The sequence below is a fragment of the Dietzia sp. DQ11-38-2 genome, assembly GCF_014145055.1.
In the GTDB taxonomy this organism is placed as follows: domain Bacteria; phylum Actinomycetota; class Actinomycetes; order Mycobacteriales; family Mycobacteriaceae; genus Dietzia.
The window spans coordinates 1-17,072 of the sequence record NZ_JAALDW010000229.1; the positions used below are offsets into that span (position 1 = coordinate 1).

13 protein-coding genes and 1 tRNA gene are annotated in these 17,072 nt (G+C 68.6%); 2 read left to right on the top strand and 12 right to left on the bottom strand.

Features of this window, described 5'->3' with window-relative positions; all coding sequences use genetic code 11:
• The 5 genes from G6026_RS08505 to G6026_RS08525 form a co-directional block, all read right to left on the bottom strand.
• Positions 1-609: DUF1542 domain-containing protein (locus G6026_RS08505; protein ID WP_182612909.1), on the bottom strand; the 609-nt coding region annotated here is incomplete at its 3' end.
• 19 nt (positions 610-628) lie between these two features.
• Entirely contained in the window at positions 629-1,873 is a 1,245-nt protein-coding gene (locus tag G6026_RS08510) for a CoA transferase (RefSeq protein ID WP_182612910.1), read from the bottom strand.
• Positions 1,874-1,978: 105 nt separating this feature from the next.
• Entirely contained in the window at positions 1,979-3,190 is a 1,212-nt protein-coding gene (locus G6026_RS08515; RefSeq protein WP_182612911.1) for an MFS transporter, read from the bottom strand.
• A gap of 12 nt (positions 3,191-3,202) precedes the next feature.
• On the bottom strand, positions 3,203-4,297 hold the full coding sequence (locus tag G6026_RS08520; protein WP_182612912.1) for an acyl-CoA dehydrogenase family protein: 1,095 nt from the start codon (positions 4,295-4,297) through the stop codon (positions 3,203-3,205).
• Positions 4,294-5,466, bottom strand: a complete 1,173-nt coding sequence (locus G6026_RS08525; RefSeq protein WP_182612913.1) for an acyl-CoA dehydrogenase family protein — start codon at positions 5,464-5,466, stop codon at positions 4,294-4,296. Before G6026_RS08525 ends, G6026_RS08520 begins: the two co-directional genes overlap by 4 nt.
• Before the next feature lie 246 nt (positions 5,467-5,712).
• Here G6026_RS08525 and G6026_RS08530 point away from each other — a divergent pair, with 246 nt between their 5' ends.
• A complete protein-coding gene (locus G6026_RS08530; RefSeq protein WP_182612921.1) occupies positions 5,713-6,411 on the top strand; it encodes a helix-turn-helix domain-containing protein in 699 nt (232 codons plus the stop codon).
• Positions 6,412-6,456: 45 nt separating this feature from the next.
• On the opposite strand, the gene G6026_RS08535 is transcribed toward G6026_RS08530, so the two are convergent.
• From G6026_RS08535 to G6026_RS08560, 6 genes are all read right to left on the bottom strand, one after another.
• Positions 6,457-7,263 (bottom strand): crotonase/enoyl-CoA hydratase family protein, encoded by an 807-nt coding sequence (locus G6026_RS08535; RefSeq protein WP_182612914.1) that lies wholly within the window; start codon positions 7,261-7,263, stop codon positions 6,457-6,459.
• A gap of 74 nt (positions 7,264-7,337) precedes the next feature.
• Positions 7,338-8,621 carry a TRAP transporter large permease gene (locus tag G6026_RS08540; protein WP_182612915.1) on the bottom strand — a complete coding sequence of 428 codons (1,284 nt, stop codon included), beginning with the start codon at positions 8,619-8,621 and terminating at the stop codon, positions 7,338-7,340.
• A 1-nt stretch (position 8,622) separates the two neighbouring features.
• Positions 8,623-9,261: a TRAP transporter small permease gene (locus tag G6026_RS08545; RefSeq protein ID WP_182612916.1), complete on the bottom strand. Its 639-nt coding sequence runs from the start codon at positions 9,259-9,261 to the stop codon at positions 8,623-8,625.
• Positions 9,258-10,253 carry a TRAP transporter substrate-binding protein DctP gene (gene dctP, locus G6026_RS08550; RefSeq protein WP_182612917.1) on the bottom strand — a complete coding sequence of 332 codons (996 nt, stop codon included), beginning with the start codon at positions 10,251-10,253 and terminating at the stop codon, positions 9,258-9,260. Before dctP ends, G6026_RS08545 begins: the two co-directional genes overlap by 4 nt.
• Before the next feature lie 462 nt (positions 10,254-10,715).
• A tRNA-Thr gene (locus G6026_RS08555) sits at positions 10,716-10,788 on the bottom strand.
• Positions 10,789-10,898: 110 nt separating this feature from the next.
• Positions 10,899-12,110: a DNA polymerase III subunit delta' gene (locus tag G6026_RS08560; protein ID WP_182612918.1), complete on the bottom strand. Its 1,212-nt coding sequence runs from the start codon at positions 12,108-12,110 to the stop codon at positions 10,899-10,901.
• A gap of 71 nt (positions 12,111-12,181) precedes the next feature.
• Here G6026_RS08560 and G6026_RS08565 point away from each other — a divergent pair, with 71 nt between their 5' ends.
• The gene (locus G6026_RS08565) at positions 12,182-13,765 is read left to right on the top strand and encodes an adenylate/guanylate cyclase domain-containing protein (protein ID WP_107755644.1); all 1,584 of its coding nucleotides are present in this window, start codon (positions 12,182-12,184) and stop codon (positions 13,763-13,765) included.
• A 52-nt stretch (positions 13,766-13,817) separates the two neighbouring features.
• On the opposite strand, the gene topA is transcribed toward G6026_RS08565, so the two are convergent.
• Positions 13,818-16,829, bottom strand: coding sequence for a type I DNA topoisomerase (topA, locus tag G6026_RS08570; protein ID WP_107755643.1), 3,012 nt, complete (start codon positions 16,827-16,829; stop codon positions 13,818-13,820).
• Positions 16,830-17,072 lie beyond the last annotated feature (243 nt).

Genomic DNA, 17,072 nt, shown 5'->3' on the forward strand with positions numbered 1-17,072 from the left:
CATCCCGGCGAACATCATGTTGAACATCATCATCGAGCCCATCATCCACACGCCCGTCGCCAGCGCGGAGGCCCACCACGGCTCGGAATACCAGCCGGCCGGCACCGGCCGTCCGGCGACCACACCGCCGGGGTAGTAGTGCGGGGTCTTGTCGCTCGGCCCGGTCGCGGCGGTCATCGTGCGACCCTCGACCTCGACGGTCCGGTCCTCGGTCACCCGGCCGGCGCGTTCCTGACCGTCGGTCGTGGGCAGCTCCGGGCCGGGGTCCAGGCCCATCGCCGACCGGGCGGCACGCACGTAGTACAGCCCCTCGATCGCGGTGTCCTTGGCCAACCGCGCCTGGACCGGCGTGCGGGCGTTCTCGAGTTCGGTCACGGCCGCGGTGTAGCGCTCGGACGCATCGGCCATGGCCTGCTTCGAGGCCTCGTCGGTGCCGTCGAGGTTGAACACCTGACCACCGAGGCGCTCGACCCAGCGCGAGGCCTCGGCACGATGGTCCTCGAGATGGCGGTTGTCGTGCGCCTGGAGCTGCGTCTGACCGTTGTTCTGGCTACGGGAGACCACCGCGACGGCCACCGCGATCACTGCGGCGATGAGGAGGAATTCCACGGGTCGACCTTTCTCGGTACTACTGACCGAGCGTACCGAGATTGTGTCCCTCCGGGCAGCGGCCGCCGGGCTCGGTGGGCGCGGTCCGATCGACTCCCAGCTCCGCCAACACTGACTCCGTGTCCGCACCGTGGGGGCGGGGACCGAACCGCACGGATCCCGGTGTGTCGGACAGCTTGATCGGGATGCCGACGCTGCGGTATCCGTCGCGCTCGACGACCATCTCGCGGTGCAGCACCTGGGGCATGGACAGCGCCTCGCCCACGTGGTTCACAGCCCCGGAGGGAACTCCCACCGCACGGAGTCGATTCGTCAGGTCGTCTCGCCGGAGACCCGCGACGAGACCACCGAGGATCGCGCGCAGCTCCTCCGAGTGGCCCAGACGGTCCGGATTGGTGAGGAACCGGGGGTCGTCGACCAGCGCGGGCGCGTCCAACGCCTCCGCCAGCGCCCGGAACTGACGATCGTTGCCGGCCCCGATGAAAAAGGGACCGTCCGAGCAGGTGAAGGTCTCGTACGGACAGATGGTCGGGTGCGCCACACCGGTGCGCACCGGGGCCTCGCCCGTGGCGAACCACTTACCTGCGTGCGGGTGAAGGATCGAGACCGCGTTGTCGAGCAGGGCCAGATCGACCAGCTGGCCGCGCCCGGTCGTGGCCCGCACGTGTAGCGACATGAGGATGCCACTCATCGCGTTGAGACTGGTGACGATGTCCACCAGTGGGATCCCGATCCGCATTGCCGCACCGTCGGGCTCGCCGTTGATACTCATCAGCCCCGAGAGCCCCTGGAGGACCGCGTCGTACCCGGGTGCGCCGCCGAGCGGTCCGTCCACCCCGTAACCGGTGATGCGGCAGTGGACCAGACGCGGGAAGCGCTCGGCGAGCTCGTCGTCGCCGAATCCCCATTTCGCCAGGGTGCCGGCCTTGAAGTTCTCGATGAGCACGTCGGCGTCGTCGAGAAGCCTCGCGAGGACCGACTGCCCCTCGTCGCTGCGCAGATCGAGACTGATGTTCCGCTTGTTGCGGTTGAGCCCGTCGAAGTACGCGCTGTGGCCTTCGGGAACGAAGGGCGGGCCCCATTCGCGGATCTCGTCTCCGCCCGGCGCCTCTACCTTGATCACGTCGGCGCCGTGGTCAGCCAGGATCTGTCCACAGAACGGCCCGGCGAGGACCCGCGACAGATCCACGACGCGGATGTCGGTGAGGGCACCGGTCCGGGGAGGGAGACCATCGTCGGCGTGATCGGGTGTGGAGGTGGTCATGGGGTGGTCAACTTCCTGTTGTCGGAGTGGGGTCGTGGGGCCGGTAGCGCCCCGGCTCGCGGTCGGGCGGTTCAGAAGGGTCAGTGGGGTCAGAAGGGTCAGTGGTCAGATGGGCCCGCGTGAGTGTCGCGGCCCCACAGTTCCGAGTTCGGCGACGGGACGCCGGGCGAGAGAGACGGAAGTCGAGACCGCCGAGGCAGCGGTAACCGCGCAGACGAGGAAGAACACGCTCCCCGGCCCGGCGACGCCCGCGACCGCACCCGCTCCGATGGGGAGGACCACCTGGGCCGCCCGATTACCGGTCAGCCGCAGGGAGAGCGCTGCGGATCGGTCGCCTTCCGGAGCCGCGGCGGTCACCCAGTTCATGGTGACCGGCTGGTTCAGGCCCCAGAAGAAGCCGATGATCGAGAGGGCGAGGCCGAGGATCACGACCTCGCCGGTCACCCCGAGGACGAGGGCGGCGGGCGCCGTGACCACCGGGGTGAGCCTGAGGATCGCCGTTTGTGTCCACCGTCGGAGGAACCACGGCATCGCCGCCCGAGAGATCATGGAGAACACGGATCTCAGTGCGACGAGGAGAGTCACGACCAGCGGACTCAAGCCGGTGGCCTCGCCGATGACGGGGAGGTAGGCGGTGATGATGTCGATCCCGGCGATCACGACCAGGGCAGCGTAGATCGCAGGGGTCATGCCGGGGCGCCGGAGCAGGGTCGCCATCGAGGCACCTCCGTTCCGCCGGTTGGATCCTCCCGCCCGGGTCGACCGTGGGAGGCTCGCCGCGAAGGGCAGAGCGAGCGCGATCGCCGCCGCCATGACCAGCAGTGGGATACCGGTCTCCACGGAGCCGCCCGTCCGCCCCGACTCGAGGAGCACGCCCATGACCGGCGTGCCGACCGACTGTCCGAGCGAGACCGCGAGGGCGAACATGGCGAATCCGTTGACGTGCCGAGACCTGACCGTGAGTTCCATGACGAAACCCTGCGCACCGATCATCGTCATGATCTGCCCCAGACCCAGAGCGGCGTTCACCGCCGCCAACACCGCGACGGACGGGGACACCGCCGCGCCCGTGACCGCAGCGGCCGATAGCGCGATGCCCACGAGGAACATTCCCCGGCTCCCCGAGCGGTCGACGAACCGCCCGAAGTGCAGAGCCAGGAACACCGGCAGGATCGAGAACGTCGCGGCGACCACGCCCACCATCGCAGCATCTCCGCCGAGGGCCAGGACGCGGTACGAGACCGCCACCCGCACGGCGTCGTATGCGCCGTTGATGAGTACTGCCGCGATGAACAGCCGGCCCAGTGGCGGGATCATGTGGCGGACCGGTCAGGATCCGGTGACGGATTCCAGCCACGCGGCCGCGACGCCTTCCACATCGGCACCCTCGACGACGAGGGGCCATGCTCCGTCCATACCGCCCTCGATCGCCGAACGGGTGAGCGCGGCCTCCCACAGGGACGCCGACCCGAACTCGCCGCGCCACTGCAACGCCGGCAGGGTCCGCCGGTGCAGGGTGTGCTCGTGGGTGGTCCCGATTGCTCCGTGGACCTGGTGGACGTTGCGCACCGCCACCGCCAACGCCTGGGAGACGACACTCCGCGCGACGGCCATGCGGAAGACGGAGCGGTCGCCGGTGAGCCCCTCAGTCACCGCATCGGTGAGCGCGGCGTCGACGGCCGCCCGGGCCAGGACGGTCTCCGCGGCGAGATCGACGACGAGGTTCTGGACCGACTGGAACTTCGCCAGTGCCCGACCGAACTGGTTGCGCTCGGTGGTGTGGGCGATGGCAAGATCGAGCATCCCCTCCATCGCGCCGATGCACTGGAGGGAACGCACCAGGGCACCCCGCATCACGTGGCCGAGGATCACCGTCTCGGCCACGGAGGCCCACCGCGCCTCACCCCCCGCCGTGACGTCACCGGTCGGAATGGCGGAGATCGCCTCCACCGCCTTCACGGTCAGATCCGCGGTCTCGATGTCGGCCGCCTCCCAACCCCCGTCGCCCGTGCGCCGAACGCACACGATGGTGTCGGTGGCCCCGGCCCAGGGGACTGAGCGAGCCGTCCCGTCCGCAGCGAGGACCGCCACGGTCGCAGTGGAGTCGGACGAGTCGTCGATGCCCGCCGCACGGCGGAGTGGTCCCGCCAACAGGTCGGTTTCGGCGAAGGGCACCGCGACACCGGCCGCGGCGGCGGCACGTAGTACCGCAGCCGCTTCGACCCACCCGGCGCCGCTCCCGCCGGAGTCTTCGGGTGCGGTGAGCCGGGCGAGTCCGACCTCACGCAGCGTCCGCCACACCCGCTCGTGGTCCGGGTCGACATCCGGACCTGAGAACCCGGACAGGACCTCATCGATCATGGACTCGAGAACGGGGTCGACGCTGAGATCGACCCCCGACCCGGTCGCCTGGTGCTCGGTCATCGCATCCCCAGTCCCCGCGCGATCACGCCGCGCAGAATCTCGTTGGTACCGCCGCGCAGGGTGAACCCCGGGCGCTGGTGAAGGCCTGCCCGGAGCAGACCGTGAATCTCGGCTGAAGCGGGTGACCGAGTGCCATCACCGGCCACGAACTCGTCACCGATCCGCGTCGAGACGTGATCGACCAGGTCACCCTCCGTGGAGGTGCCGAGTAGCTTGACGAGTGCCGCTGTGGTGTCGGCTTTCTCTCCCCGCTGGAGCGCACCCGCGACGTTCTGACTCAGTGCGTGGAGCCCGGCCATGCGGGCGACGGTGCGGCCGAGGTCGGTTCGCTCGGGAAGACTGCCCTCGGAGATCGCGCCGATCTCCGCGGCCAGTAACCGGAACGAGGACAGGAAACGCTCTGGGCCGCTGCGTTCGAACGCCAACTCCGAGTTCACCTGGTCCCAGCCGTTACCGATGCTGCCGAACACCATCGAATCCGGTACAAACACCTCTTCCAGCACGACCTCGTTGAAGTGGTGATCACCGGAGAGGGAGAAGATGGGCCGGATGGTCACCCCGGGGCTGCGCAGGTCCACGATGAACTGGCTCAAGCCGTCATGCCGGTGAGAAGTGTCGAGGGGCTCGGTGCGGGCGAGGGCGAAGAAGGCCTCGGCGTGCTGCGCCCCTGAGGTCCACACCTTGGTCCCCGTGACCTGCCAGCCGCCGTCCACGCGGACCCCCTTGGTCCGCACGCTTGCCAGGTCCGATCCCGAATCGGGCTCGCTCATGCCGATACCGAAGCAGCATTCCCCGGCGGCAATTCGGGGGAGGTACTCCTGCTTCTGCTCCTCGGTTCCGTAGTGCAGCAGCGACGGGGCGATCTGACGATCGGCGACCCACTGCGCGGCGACGGGAGCTCCCACCGACAGGAGCTCCTCGGTGACCGCGAATCGCTCGAGATGGGTCCTGCCGCGACCGCCGTATTCGGTGGGGATGGTCATACCCACCCACCCTCGCTCGGCGAGGCGCCGCGTGAAGCCCTCGTCCCAGCGGGTGAGCCAGGTGTCGATCCACGGAGTCAGCCGCCCGGCCGAGATCTCCTCAGAGAGAAAGGTCCTGACCTCCGCGCGCACGCTGGTCATCGCCTCGGTGGCCGCAGTAGTGGGCGGGGCAAGAGTGGAACTCATGGGGCCTCCTCGGGCATCTGGTGATCCGTGTCACCACGCCACAGTCGCACATCCCCGATAATTACGCAATAGCGGATTACTATACGCACTTTCGTAGCACCATTCATGGCCGAGCGGCCGAGAGGACCCACCGCCTCCGGACGGTGGCGCTACCCTTACGCCATGACGGAACCCGATACCGACCACGAGGACCGACCGCGCGCGAGTCCGATGGTGGAGAAGGTCCCGGAGCGGCCCCGCCACCGGATGGTGGACCGGGTGGCCGCGATCATGGAGCTCATCGCACGCTCTCAGACCGGACTGACTCTCACCGGCGTCGCCAAAGCCCTCGACGCGCCCGTGAGCTCCACGCAGGGTCTGCTGAACGGACTCGTCGCGGTGGGCTATCTGGATGAACGTGACCGCGTCTACACGCTGGGCACGGCCCCCTATCTCCTCAACGTGATCGCCGGCCGACCTCCCGTGACCAACGTCAGCCGGGCTCAGCTCGAGGCGCTCCACGCCGAGACCGGTCTCACCACAGCCTTGTCGACCGATGTCGGCGACGACCTCTTCTACGTCGACCACGTGTCCTCGGACCCCCACTACGCCTACATCGCGGAGAACCGTCTCCGCCGTTCGCTGCTGCGCACCTCCGCAGGATGGCTCCTGCTCGCCGACCGCGAACGTCGCGATATTTGGGCCTACTTGAACACTCGGCCGGCGCATGAGGCCGAAATCGTCGAAAAGTTCTTGCGATCACTCGATGAGCTGCGGGAAACAGGAGTCTGTGTGGCCCCACGGGTTGCCCTCGATGGCGGTGACGGAGTGTCGGTGGCTCTCCGTGAACGGGGCCGCACCATCGCGACCGTCGGTGTCATTGGCCGTGCCGACGTGATCGCTGAACGCGGTGACGACCTCGTGGCAACCTGTATGCGCCACGCCCACGAGTGGGGTCTGCGCTGACGCGCGGGAGTGGCGACCACCCGGCCACCACTCCCCCGATCTATGTCATTGCCCCGCGTAGTCCCCGGCGCGCTTCTCGATAAACGCGCTGAGCGCTTCCCGGTGATCCCGGGTGTGGTGCGCGATGGACTGCATCGCCGCCGAGAGCTCAAGCAGCGACTCCAGGGACTGGTGCTGTGACTCGCGAAGCAACTTCTTGGCCATCCGAATTGAATGCGGCGGATTCTTGGCCACCCGGGCCGCGAGGGCGCGCGCCGCCTCGAGGAGCTGGTCCGGTTCGGCCACCTCGTTGACCATCCCCCACTCGAGGGCCTTTTCCGCTGATACCCGATCTCCAGTGAGTGCCATCTCGGCAGCGCGCATCGGGCCGATCGCCTTGGTGAGCAGCCAGGCTCCACCGTCCCCGGGGATGATGCCCAGCTGCACGAAACTCTCGGCGAAGAACGAACGGGTGGAGGCGACCCGGAGATCGCACATCATCGCCAGGTCGCAGCCGGCGCCGACCGCGGGTCCGTTGACGGCCGCCACGACGGGGACCTCGCAGTGATAGAGCGCGCGGGGGATGCGCTGGATGCCGCCGCGATACCCGTCACGGAGTTCGTACGGGCTACCACCGAACATGCCGCCCCGGTCAACCATGTCCTTGACGTTGCCACCGGCGGAGAACGCCTTTCCTGCACCGGTGAGCACAACGGCCCGGACGTCATGGTCGGCGTTGACACCTGCAACACGCGCGCAGAGCGCCTCGACGACCGACGGATCCGAGATCGGATTCCGGCTGTCGGGCAGGTTGAGGGTCCACGTTTCGACGTGGCCCTCACGCTCGACGAGGAGGGGTTCGGTTGAGGTCATCTCAGTCCAACTTTCTGTCGGTCGACCAGTTCGGCCGGAAGTGGTGGAGTCGCGTCACGTTCTACTCTCAAGCCCTACAGGGATTCCGGGACCCACAGGACGATCTGGGGGAACAGGAGGAAGATCACGGCGATCACGAGCATCGCGATCACATAGGGGAACGCCCCCCGGAACACCTCCTCGACCCGTTGAGACGCGGAACGGGCAACGACGAAGGCGTTGAGACCCATCGGCGGGGTGACCAGGCCGACCTCGGCGAGGAGCACCATGAAGATCCCGAACCAGATCGGGTCGTAACCGAGCGCGACGACCAAGGGGAGGACCACCGGGACCGTGAGCGCGATAATGGCGATCTGGTCCATGAAGAACCCGAGCACCACGTAGACGATGCCGATGACCATCATGATCGCGAGGGCGGGGACGGCGAGTTCGCCCACCCACGCGACCAGCGTGGGCGTCACGCGGGTCTCGGTGAGGAAGTGGCCGAAAACGTGCGCGCCGATGATGATCGCGAAGATCATCGCCGTCGACTTGGTGGTCTCCACCAGGGTGTGGCCGACAGCGACCAGGGTGAACCGCTTACGCGCGATCACCAGGATCAGCGCGGCCACGCTGCCCAGGGCCGCGGCCTCGGTGGGTGTCGCCACGCCCAGGAAGATGGACCCCACGACCGCGACGAACACGAACACAAGCGGAGCCGCGGTGATCAGTGCCCGTCCCTTCTCCCCCCAGGTCGACGGCTCGCCGCGGGGCACGGAGGCCGGATCGTGCAGCATCGTGATGTAGAGCGTCACCACGAGTCCGAGGGCGATGATGATGCCTGGCATGGCACCGGCAATGAGCTGGTCTCCGACGCTCACCTCGGCAGTGATCGCGTAGAACACCAGGATGATCGAGGGCGGGATCATCGCGGCCAACGTGCCGACCACGGCCACCAACCCACTGGCGGTCCTGGGGCTGTACCCCTGATCGATCATCTTGAGCGTGGAGGTCTGGGCGAGGGTGGCGGCCGCCGCGGTAGACGAGCCGGACACCGAGGCGAAGGCGGTGCCGGCGCCGATAGAGGCGACCGCCGTTCCCCCGCGGATGCGACCGACCAGCGCGCGTGCGGCGTCGAAGAGCGAATCGAGCAACCCAGACAGCATGAGCAGGTGCGCCATGAGAATGAACAGCGGGACCGCGGACAGCGAGTAGCTCATCACCGAGGTCGCGGGAACGGTCTGCATCACCCCGTCAACGACGTTGCCGCCGCCGAGGACGAACAGTCCGACCACGCCGGCACCGAGAATCGCGAACGAGACGGGGACGCGGACCAGGATCAGCAGGAGCAGTAGTGCGGTGATCGCCAACGCAGTCATGTCAGCCCTCTTCCTGGAGAACGCCCAGACCGGGCTCGTAGTCCGTGACGACCTTCGTCAACGGCGCGGTGAGCTCGCGGAACAGATCGATGACGACGACGACGAACCCGAGAACGGAGGCGACCGGGATGATCGACTTCCACCACCACGTGGGCCATGAGAGCTCGGCCATGCCCGGCGGGGGCATTTCGCTGGTGACGAACGAGAAGTGCGCCGCTCGGGCGCCCGAGTACGTGAGCAGGACCAGGCCGGTGAGGATGATGAGGTAGGTGAGGATCAGAAGGATCTTCCGGACGACCGGCGGGGTCCGCTCGAAGATCGTCACCACGGCCACGTGCGCACCGGCGCGGTACGCCGTGACGGTGCCGAAGAACGCGACGGCCATCATCAGGTACTGCTCGACAAACCCGACGTTCCACCCGAGCGGGGAGTCGAACACGGTCCTGGTGAATACCTCGAGAGCGGTGAGCCCGGCCATGACCACGATCGCCGCACCCGCGATGGTGGCGCACCCTGCGGAGATGCCGTTCTGGATCTTGTCGAGTCTCGGATGATCCTCGGTGATGTACCCGAAGACGGTCCGGAGTGCCGGGGTCGAACCCCGCCGGGGGACGATCACCTCGGGGACATGGCTGGTCATGAGCGCTCGCCCCCGTGCTTGGCCTCGGCGCGGTCGAGCGCGGCGTGGAAGTCCTCGAGCACCTGTGCGGCCGGTAGCCCGATGCTCTCCAGATCGTTGATCCACGCCTCACGGACGGGTATGGACAACGCGTCCCACTCGGGGCGTTGTGCGTCGGTGACCTCCACCATCTCCACACCTGCGTCGCGCATGTCCTGCTTCGACTCATCCACCGAGACGACGAGCTCCTCGCACACCGCCACCTGGGCGAGTTCGGATGCCTCGGTGAGCACGTCCTGCTGTTCCAAGGTCATCTGGTTCCACACCGTGTTGGACACCGAGTAGGTGACGGTGAAGGAGCCGAGCCTGGCACCGTCGGTCGAGTACGAGATCACTTCTTCGAGGCTGTACGGAGTGATGCTGATGGGACTCGCGAGGGTGCCTTCGACCGTGCCGCGGGAGATCGCCTCGTACATGTCGCCCAACGGCATGGAGACGCCGGCAGCGCCGGCCCGGTCCACGACGCGGTCTGCCGCGCCGCCGGTCGAGCGCATGATCTTGCCGTGCAGGGATTCCATAGAGTCGACGGGGAACGACCCGGACATCGCCTCGTAACCCGGGATATACGCGACCCACAGCGGTCGGACGTCCTGCGGCGCGAGTTCGGCCTCGAAGAGGGTGGAGCCCGGTTGCATGATCTCCAGCATGGCGTCCCCCCCGATGCACGGATCCTGGGTGAAACCGGGTAGGTCGCCGACATTCGACAGCGGCAGCTGCGTACCGACGTACGCCGGCGAAACTGCTGCGATCTGCGCGATTCCGGTCCGTAGTACGGCCGGCATGTCGCGCTGCTTTCCGAGCTGGCCCGACGCGTAGTACTCGATCTCCATCCCGGCGTCCGGCCCCTTCGCCTCCAGTGTCTCCATGAATATCGCGGTGCCGCTGCGCCCGATCGGATGGGTTGCGGAGAAGCTGTCCCCGATCCTCAGCGTCAGATGATCGTCGCCTGACACTGCCGAGCAACCCGTGACGAAGGCGAGTGACGCACTTAGGACACCGGCAAGGCACGTCCGAGAGAGGGGGCGGCGGCGGACCGTCTGCCGCCCACGGGGAGGGGCGCCGCACCACAGCGGACCACCCTTCCCGAGTCGAAGAAACTGAACCATGAGTTTCCTTACCTGGGGAACGAATTATGTATATACGTGCCGGACCAGGCCGACCCTACTGAGTGATGTGAGTCACTGTCAACGTTGGGAGCTGCAATCCGACTGTTCTGGCTCAAAGGCTTGCCGATCGCGCCCCATCGACCTGCAGCGACGGGTGATGGATAAAGAGCGAAACCGGGACCAGGGTCGTGCGGGCACCGAAGACTGCCGAAATCCACTTAGGGGAAGCGGGAGCGTTCGCATCGAAGGGCCATTAGCACAGAACGCCCCCGACCCAGCTTCCCGGGATCAGGGGCGTTCGTGGTTCTGAGCCGCGTGTCGGAATCGAACCGACGACCTTTTCATTACGAGTGAAATGCTCTACCGACTGAGCTAACGCGGCGAGCCCTTGTGGGGCGAGGCAACTATATATGACCGGCCCGCACGGTCGGAAAACGCCTGGCCCCCCGTGGTGGCCGCCCCGTCCGCAGCCGCGCGTCTCCCCCTGCCGCCTCAGCCCAACGCCTCCCGGATGGCCCCCACCATCGACGAGACCGCGAACTTCGGCTTGACGTTGACCTCGATGGCCGCGCGACACTCCTGGATGGCCTCGATGGCCCCCAGCACGGACGCCGGCGGATAGTGACCCCCGAGGCGCGCCGACTCCTCGGCCTTGTCCGGGTGCACCGGGGCGACGTCCGCGACGCCGAGTCCGGCCATGAGCGCGTCCCGGTAGAAGCCCGCGAGGTCGACCAAGGCGAGGTCGAGAGAGTCGCGGGTGGAGCGTGTCCGCCGCGACTTCTGCGCCTTCTCCAACTCCTTGACGGCCCCCGCGGCGCCCCGCCCCGCCGCGACGGCGCCCTTCCCGGTCCCGCCCACACCCATCGCGGTGCGCAGTTCCTCCACTTCACGCTCGTCGTTCGGGGTGTTCCGGGCCAGCGCCTCCTGCTCGGCCGCGCTGACCAACCGGTCCGCCAGCGGAAAGGCCCGGCCGGGGTTGTGCATGACCATGGGCAGTTCCAACACCACGTCGCGGCGTTCACGCGTGGCCTCGTCGGTGGCCAACCACCTCGCGCGGCCGATGTGACCGGAGGAGACGGCCGCCGCCCACCTCGCCCGTTCCGGATCGATCCCCCCATCGGCGAGGAGCGCGGCCTCGACGGCGGCCGCGTCGGGTTGACGCAGGGCGACGTTCCTCGAGCGGGACCGCAGTGTGACCATGATGTCCATCGGATCCGTCGTGGGCGAGCACAACAGGAAGACCGTGCGGCTCGGCGGCTCCTCCACCACCTTGAGCAGGGCGTTACCGGACTGCTCGGTGAGCCGGTCCGCCTCCTCCACCACGACGATCTGCCAGCGCCCGGTGCTGGGCCGGCTGGCGGCGCGGTGGATGGTCTCCTTGACGTCCTTGAGGAGGATGTTGACCCCCTGCGGCGCCAGGAGGTGGACATCCGCGTGGGTCCCCGCCAGGACGGTGTGACAGGACCGGCACTCCCCACAGCCCACGACCTCCGGGTGCTCGCACTGCAACGCGGCGGCGAAACACGTGGCGGCGACGCTCCGTCCACTGCCCGGCGGGCCGGTGAACAGCCACGCGTGGACCATTCGCGCGTCCGCCTCATCCCACCCCTGGCCGGGGACCCGCGCACGCGCGGCCGACGCCGCAGCGGTCAACTCCCCCACGACGTCGGCCTGACCGGCCAACCGATCGAACACCCCTGGCATGGCCCCACCATATCGCCGCAGTCCGTCACACCTCCGGGCCCGTGACGGGGGCTGGGACTACCCTTGGCCCAATGGAGCGATGGGTCAGGCTGTTCCGGTGGCTGTGGGCCACCCCCTGGCCCGTCTACGCCCTCACGATGGTGCAGGCCAACATCATCGGCGCGGTGTTCGTCTTCGCGTTCCTGCGCTTCGTCCTGCCGATGGACCGCTTCCTCGACCTGGAGCAGTTCCGGTTCCTCAACCAGTACCTGTTCATCGGTTACCTGGTGCTCGCCTTCATCGGCGGGGTCATCGCCTCGACGTTGCTCCTGCTCCCGGTCCTCCGGGTCGACCGCTCGGGTGAGGAGTTCGGCGGGGCGATCCGCAACCGGGCCCTGAAGCTCCCGTTCCACCAGGCGCTCATCTCCGGCACCATGTGGCTGCTCGGCACGGTCGTCTTCGTCGTCGCCAACGTGGGCCACTCCCCCCGACTCGCCCTGGTCGTGGGCGTGACGAGCATCCTCGGCGGGACCACCACCTGCCTCATCTCCTACCTCCAGGCCGAGCGGATCATGCGGCCGATCACCGTCCGCGCCCTCGCTCGGGGCGTCCCCGCCAACAGGCACGTCCCGGGGGTCCGTCGTCGCATCTTCCTGGGCTGGGCTCTCACCACCGTCATCCCCGTCGCCGGGATCCTGCTGATCCTCACCGGGCAGTGGGTCGGGTTGTTCGGCGACGACCCGGGACACATCCTCGTCGCCCTCGCGGTGATGGCCAGCGTCGCCGTGATCGCGGGCGCGATAGGCATGGGCCTGGTCTCGGACTCCATCGCGGATCCCGTCCGCGAGATGCAGGCGGGCGTCGGGCGGGTCAAGAAGGGCGATCTGGAGGCCCGCGTCACGATCTACGACAGTTCCGAAATCGGCCGACTGGGCCAGGGCTTCAACGAGATGGTGACCGGACTCCAGGAGCGCGAGGCGATCCAGGACCTCTTCGGTCGCTACGTCGGCGAGGAGGTCGCCCGCCACGCACTCGAACGCGGGACGGAGCTCGGGGGCCAGGAGAAGCAGGTCGCGGTGCTCTTCGTCGACCTCACCGGTTCGACGGAGTTCGCCGCCGCACACGAGCCGGCCGAGGTCGTCGCCGTGCTCAACGAGTTCTTCCGCATCGCGGTGGAGGCCGTCGACTCCAACGGCGGCTACATCAACAAGTTCCAGGGTGATGCACTCCTCGCCGTCTTCGGCGCGCCTCTGGAGGTCGAGAACGAGGCGGGGCGGGCGCTGCGGGCCGCCCGCGCCCTACAGAGCCAGCTCGCGGGTCTCTCCCCGCTGTCGGCGGGCATCGGGGTCTCCTACGGCACCGTGATCGCCGGCCACATCGGGCACGCCAAGCGCTTCGAGTACACCGTGATCGGCGACCCGGTCAACGAGGCCGCACGGTTGACCACCCTGGCCAAGTCGGAGCAGGGGCACGTGCTGGCGTCGGCGGCGGCGATCCGCAACGCGGACGCGCCCGAAGCCGCGAGGTGGGTGTTGGGCCGAAGCGTCGAGCTGCGGGGCCGCGGAATCATGACACAGCTGGCCAGACCACTGCGGCCGACCCTCGCGGACCGGTGGCAGTCGGGCAACGTCGCGCTGCGCCCCTCCGTCGAGGGAGTCGAGGCCGCCGGCGCCTGAGCGCCCCCCGGCCGAGCCCCGGCACCGGGTATGGGCGGGGTGCCCGCGGGGGTCAGCGTCCCGCGGTGGCCTTCTTCGCCGGTGACGTCCGGGCCGGGGCCTTCTTCGTCGCCTTTCCCCCGGCCTTCTTCGCCGCGGCCTTCTTGGGCGGCGGCGACTTGGCCCGCCTCTCGGACAACAGTTCCGAGGCGCGCGCGTCGGTGAGGGTCTCCACGGTGTCGCCCTTACGCAGCGACGCGTTCGACTCACCGTCGGTGACGTACGGCCCGAAGCGCCCGTCCTTGACCAGCATCTGCTTGCCGGAGACCTCGTCGACCCCCATCTCGCGCAGCGCCTTGGGGGCGGCGGCCTGCCGACCCCGACGCTTGGGCTCCGAGTAGATCTTCAGAGCCTCCTCGAGGGTGATGGTAAACACGGCGTCCTCGGTGTCCAGTGTCCGCGAGTCGGTGCCCTTCCTCAGGTAGGGACCGTACCGACCGAGCTGAGCGGTGATCTCCTCGCCGCTCGCGGGGTCGACGCCCAGGGTCCGCGGCAGTGACAGCAGCTTGAGCGCCTCCTCCAGCGTGATCGTGGCCGGCTCCATGGACTGCATCAGTGATCCGGTCCGGGGCTTGGGGCCCGTGGGGTTGTCGGATTCCTTCTTGGCCTTGCGGGTCACGGCGGACTTGGCCTTCGTCGCCGCCTTCTTGGCCTCGGCTCTGGCCTCGTCGTTCTCCGCGGCGGCGATCGCGGCGTCGCGTTCGGCGTCGATACGCTTCTTCTCCGCCTCGGCGTCGGCGAGCACCTTCTCCGCCCACCGCGCCTTCTCCTCGTCGGTGGGCTCGGGCAGCTTCTCGGTGACGTAGGGCCCGAAGCGGCCGTCCTTGACCACGATCTCGTGACCCGTCTCCGGATCCACACCGAGGGGACGCCCGTCCTGGGGGGTGGCGAAGAGTTTCTCGGCCACCTCGAGCGTGAGCTCGTCGGGGCTCATCCCCTCCGGGAGGTTGGCGCGCTGCGACTCCTGCTCGCCGTCCTCCCCCGCGACCATGCGCTCGAGGTACGGACCGTACCGCCCGACGCGGACGTGGACCGGTCGTCCCTCGGCGTCGTCGAAGACCCGGATGGAGTTGATGCTGCGGGCGTCGATCGCCTCGAGGTTGACGTCGATGAGGTTCTTGAGCCCGACCGCGTGGCCCGCGTCCCCGGCGCCACCGTCGGGCCCGGACGCGCCGGGGTCCCCGAAGTAGAAACGACGCAGCCAGTCGTCCCGGTTCTCGCGCCCCTCGGCGATCTCGTCGAGCTCGTCCTCCATGAGCGAGGTGAAGTCGTAGTCCACCAACCGACCGAAGTTCTGCTCGAGCAGCCCGACCACGGCGAAGGCCACCCAGCTGGGCACGAGCGCGTTGCCCCGGGAGTACACGTACCCGCGGTCCTGGATGGTGCGGATGATGCTGGCATAGGTCGAGGGGCGGCCGATCCCCATCTCCTCCATGACCTTGACCAGGCTCGCCTCGGTGTAGCGGGCCGGGGGGCTGGTGGTGTGGCCGTCGGCGGACAGGTCCGACCCCGTGAGGTCCTGCCCCTCGCTCAGTCGCGGCAGCCGCCGCTCGGCGTCGTCCGCCATCGGCTTGTCCGAGGACTCACCGGGCTCCTCGGTCGCCTCCACGTAGGCCTTGAGGAAACCGGGGAACGTGATGGTGCGGCCCGAGGCCGCGAAGGTCGCCCGCTCGTACCCGGACGGGTTCTGTCCCGCGGCGCCCGTGATGCGGATGCTCACCGAGGTGCCCTTGGCGTCGGCCATCTGGGAGGCGACGGTGCGCTGCCAGATGAGCTCGTACAGGCGGTACTCCTCGGCGTCCAGGACGCCGTGCAGCTGGCCGGGGGTGGCGAAGGACTCCCCCGCCGGACGGATGGCCTCGTGCGCCTCCTGCGAGTTCTTGACCTTGCGGGTGTACTGCCGCGGGGTGGGCGAGACGTACTCGCTGCCGTACAGCTCCGTGGCCTGCGCGCGGGCGGCCGCGATGCCGCCCTCGGACAGGGTGGTGGAGTCGGTGCGCATGTAGGTGATGTAGCCGTTCTCGTACAACCGCTGCGCGATGCGCATGGTGCGCTCGGACGTGTAGCGCAGTTTGCGGCCGGCCTCCTGCTGCAGCGTCGAGGTCATGAACGGCGCGTAGGGGCGGCGGGTGTACGGCTTGGATTCGACGGAGTCGACGACGAAGTCGGCGCCGTCCAGCGCGTCCGACAGCGCGCGGGCCGCGGACTCGTCGAGCACCACCGCGTCCTTGGCCGCGCCGGAGGTCTTGAGTCGACCGTCCTGGCCGAAATCGCGCCCCTGCGCCACCCGGGCGCCGTCCACCGCGGCGAGGCGGGCGGTGAAGCTGCGCGGCTCACCGGCGTCGCCACCGGCGGCCTCGCGGGTCGTCAGGGTCGCGGTGATGTCCCAGTAGTCGGCCGCGACGAACGCCATGCGCTCCCGCTCCCGCTCGACGATCACGCGGGTGGCCACGGACTGCACGCGACCCGCCGAGAGCCGCGGCATGACCTTCTTCCACAGCACAGGAGAGACCTCATAGCCGTAGAGACGGTCGAGGATCCGGCGGGTCTCCTGGGCGTCGACGAGGTCCGTGTCCAGCTCGCGGGTGTTCTCGGCGGCGGCGAGGATGGCCGGCTTGGTGATCTCGTGGAACACCATCCGCTTGACCGGGACCTTGGGCTTGAGCACCTCGAGAAGGTGCCAGGCGATCGCCTCGCCCTCACGGTCCGGGTCGGTGGCCAGCAGGAGCTGGTCCACGCCCGCCAGCTCCTTCTTGAGCTCCGAGACCTTCTTCTTCTTGTCCGCGCTCACCACGTAGATCGGCTCGAAGTTGTGCTCCGGGTCCACGCCCAGTCGGGCCCAGGGCTCCTTCTTGTACTTGGCCGGGATGTCGGCGGCCCCCTTCGGCAGGTCGCGGATGTGCCCGACGGACGCCTCGACCACGTAGTCGGACCCCAGGTACGGCTGGATCTTGCGGGCCTTGGTGGCGGACTCGACGATCACCAGGCTCCGCTTCCCGCCCGATGCTGTCTGCTTGCTCGCCACTGAACCGCTCCCAACCTGCGCTGATACGTCGGCGACGTGCGCCACCGACCTCCGGTCCCGGATACGGTACGCGTGCCGGGGCCTGTCTATGAGAATTCATACCAGGCCAGGGGCGCTTCGGAAGAGTCGCGTTCGGCGCCGGCCCGCCCCCGGGCGGCGGACGGGCACCCGCGCCGATCGACTCCTCCCCCATGCGGAGGTGCCCCGGACGTCGCCGCGGAAAGCGGCGCGGGGACCGGCGGA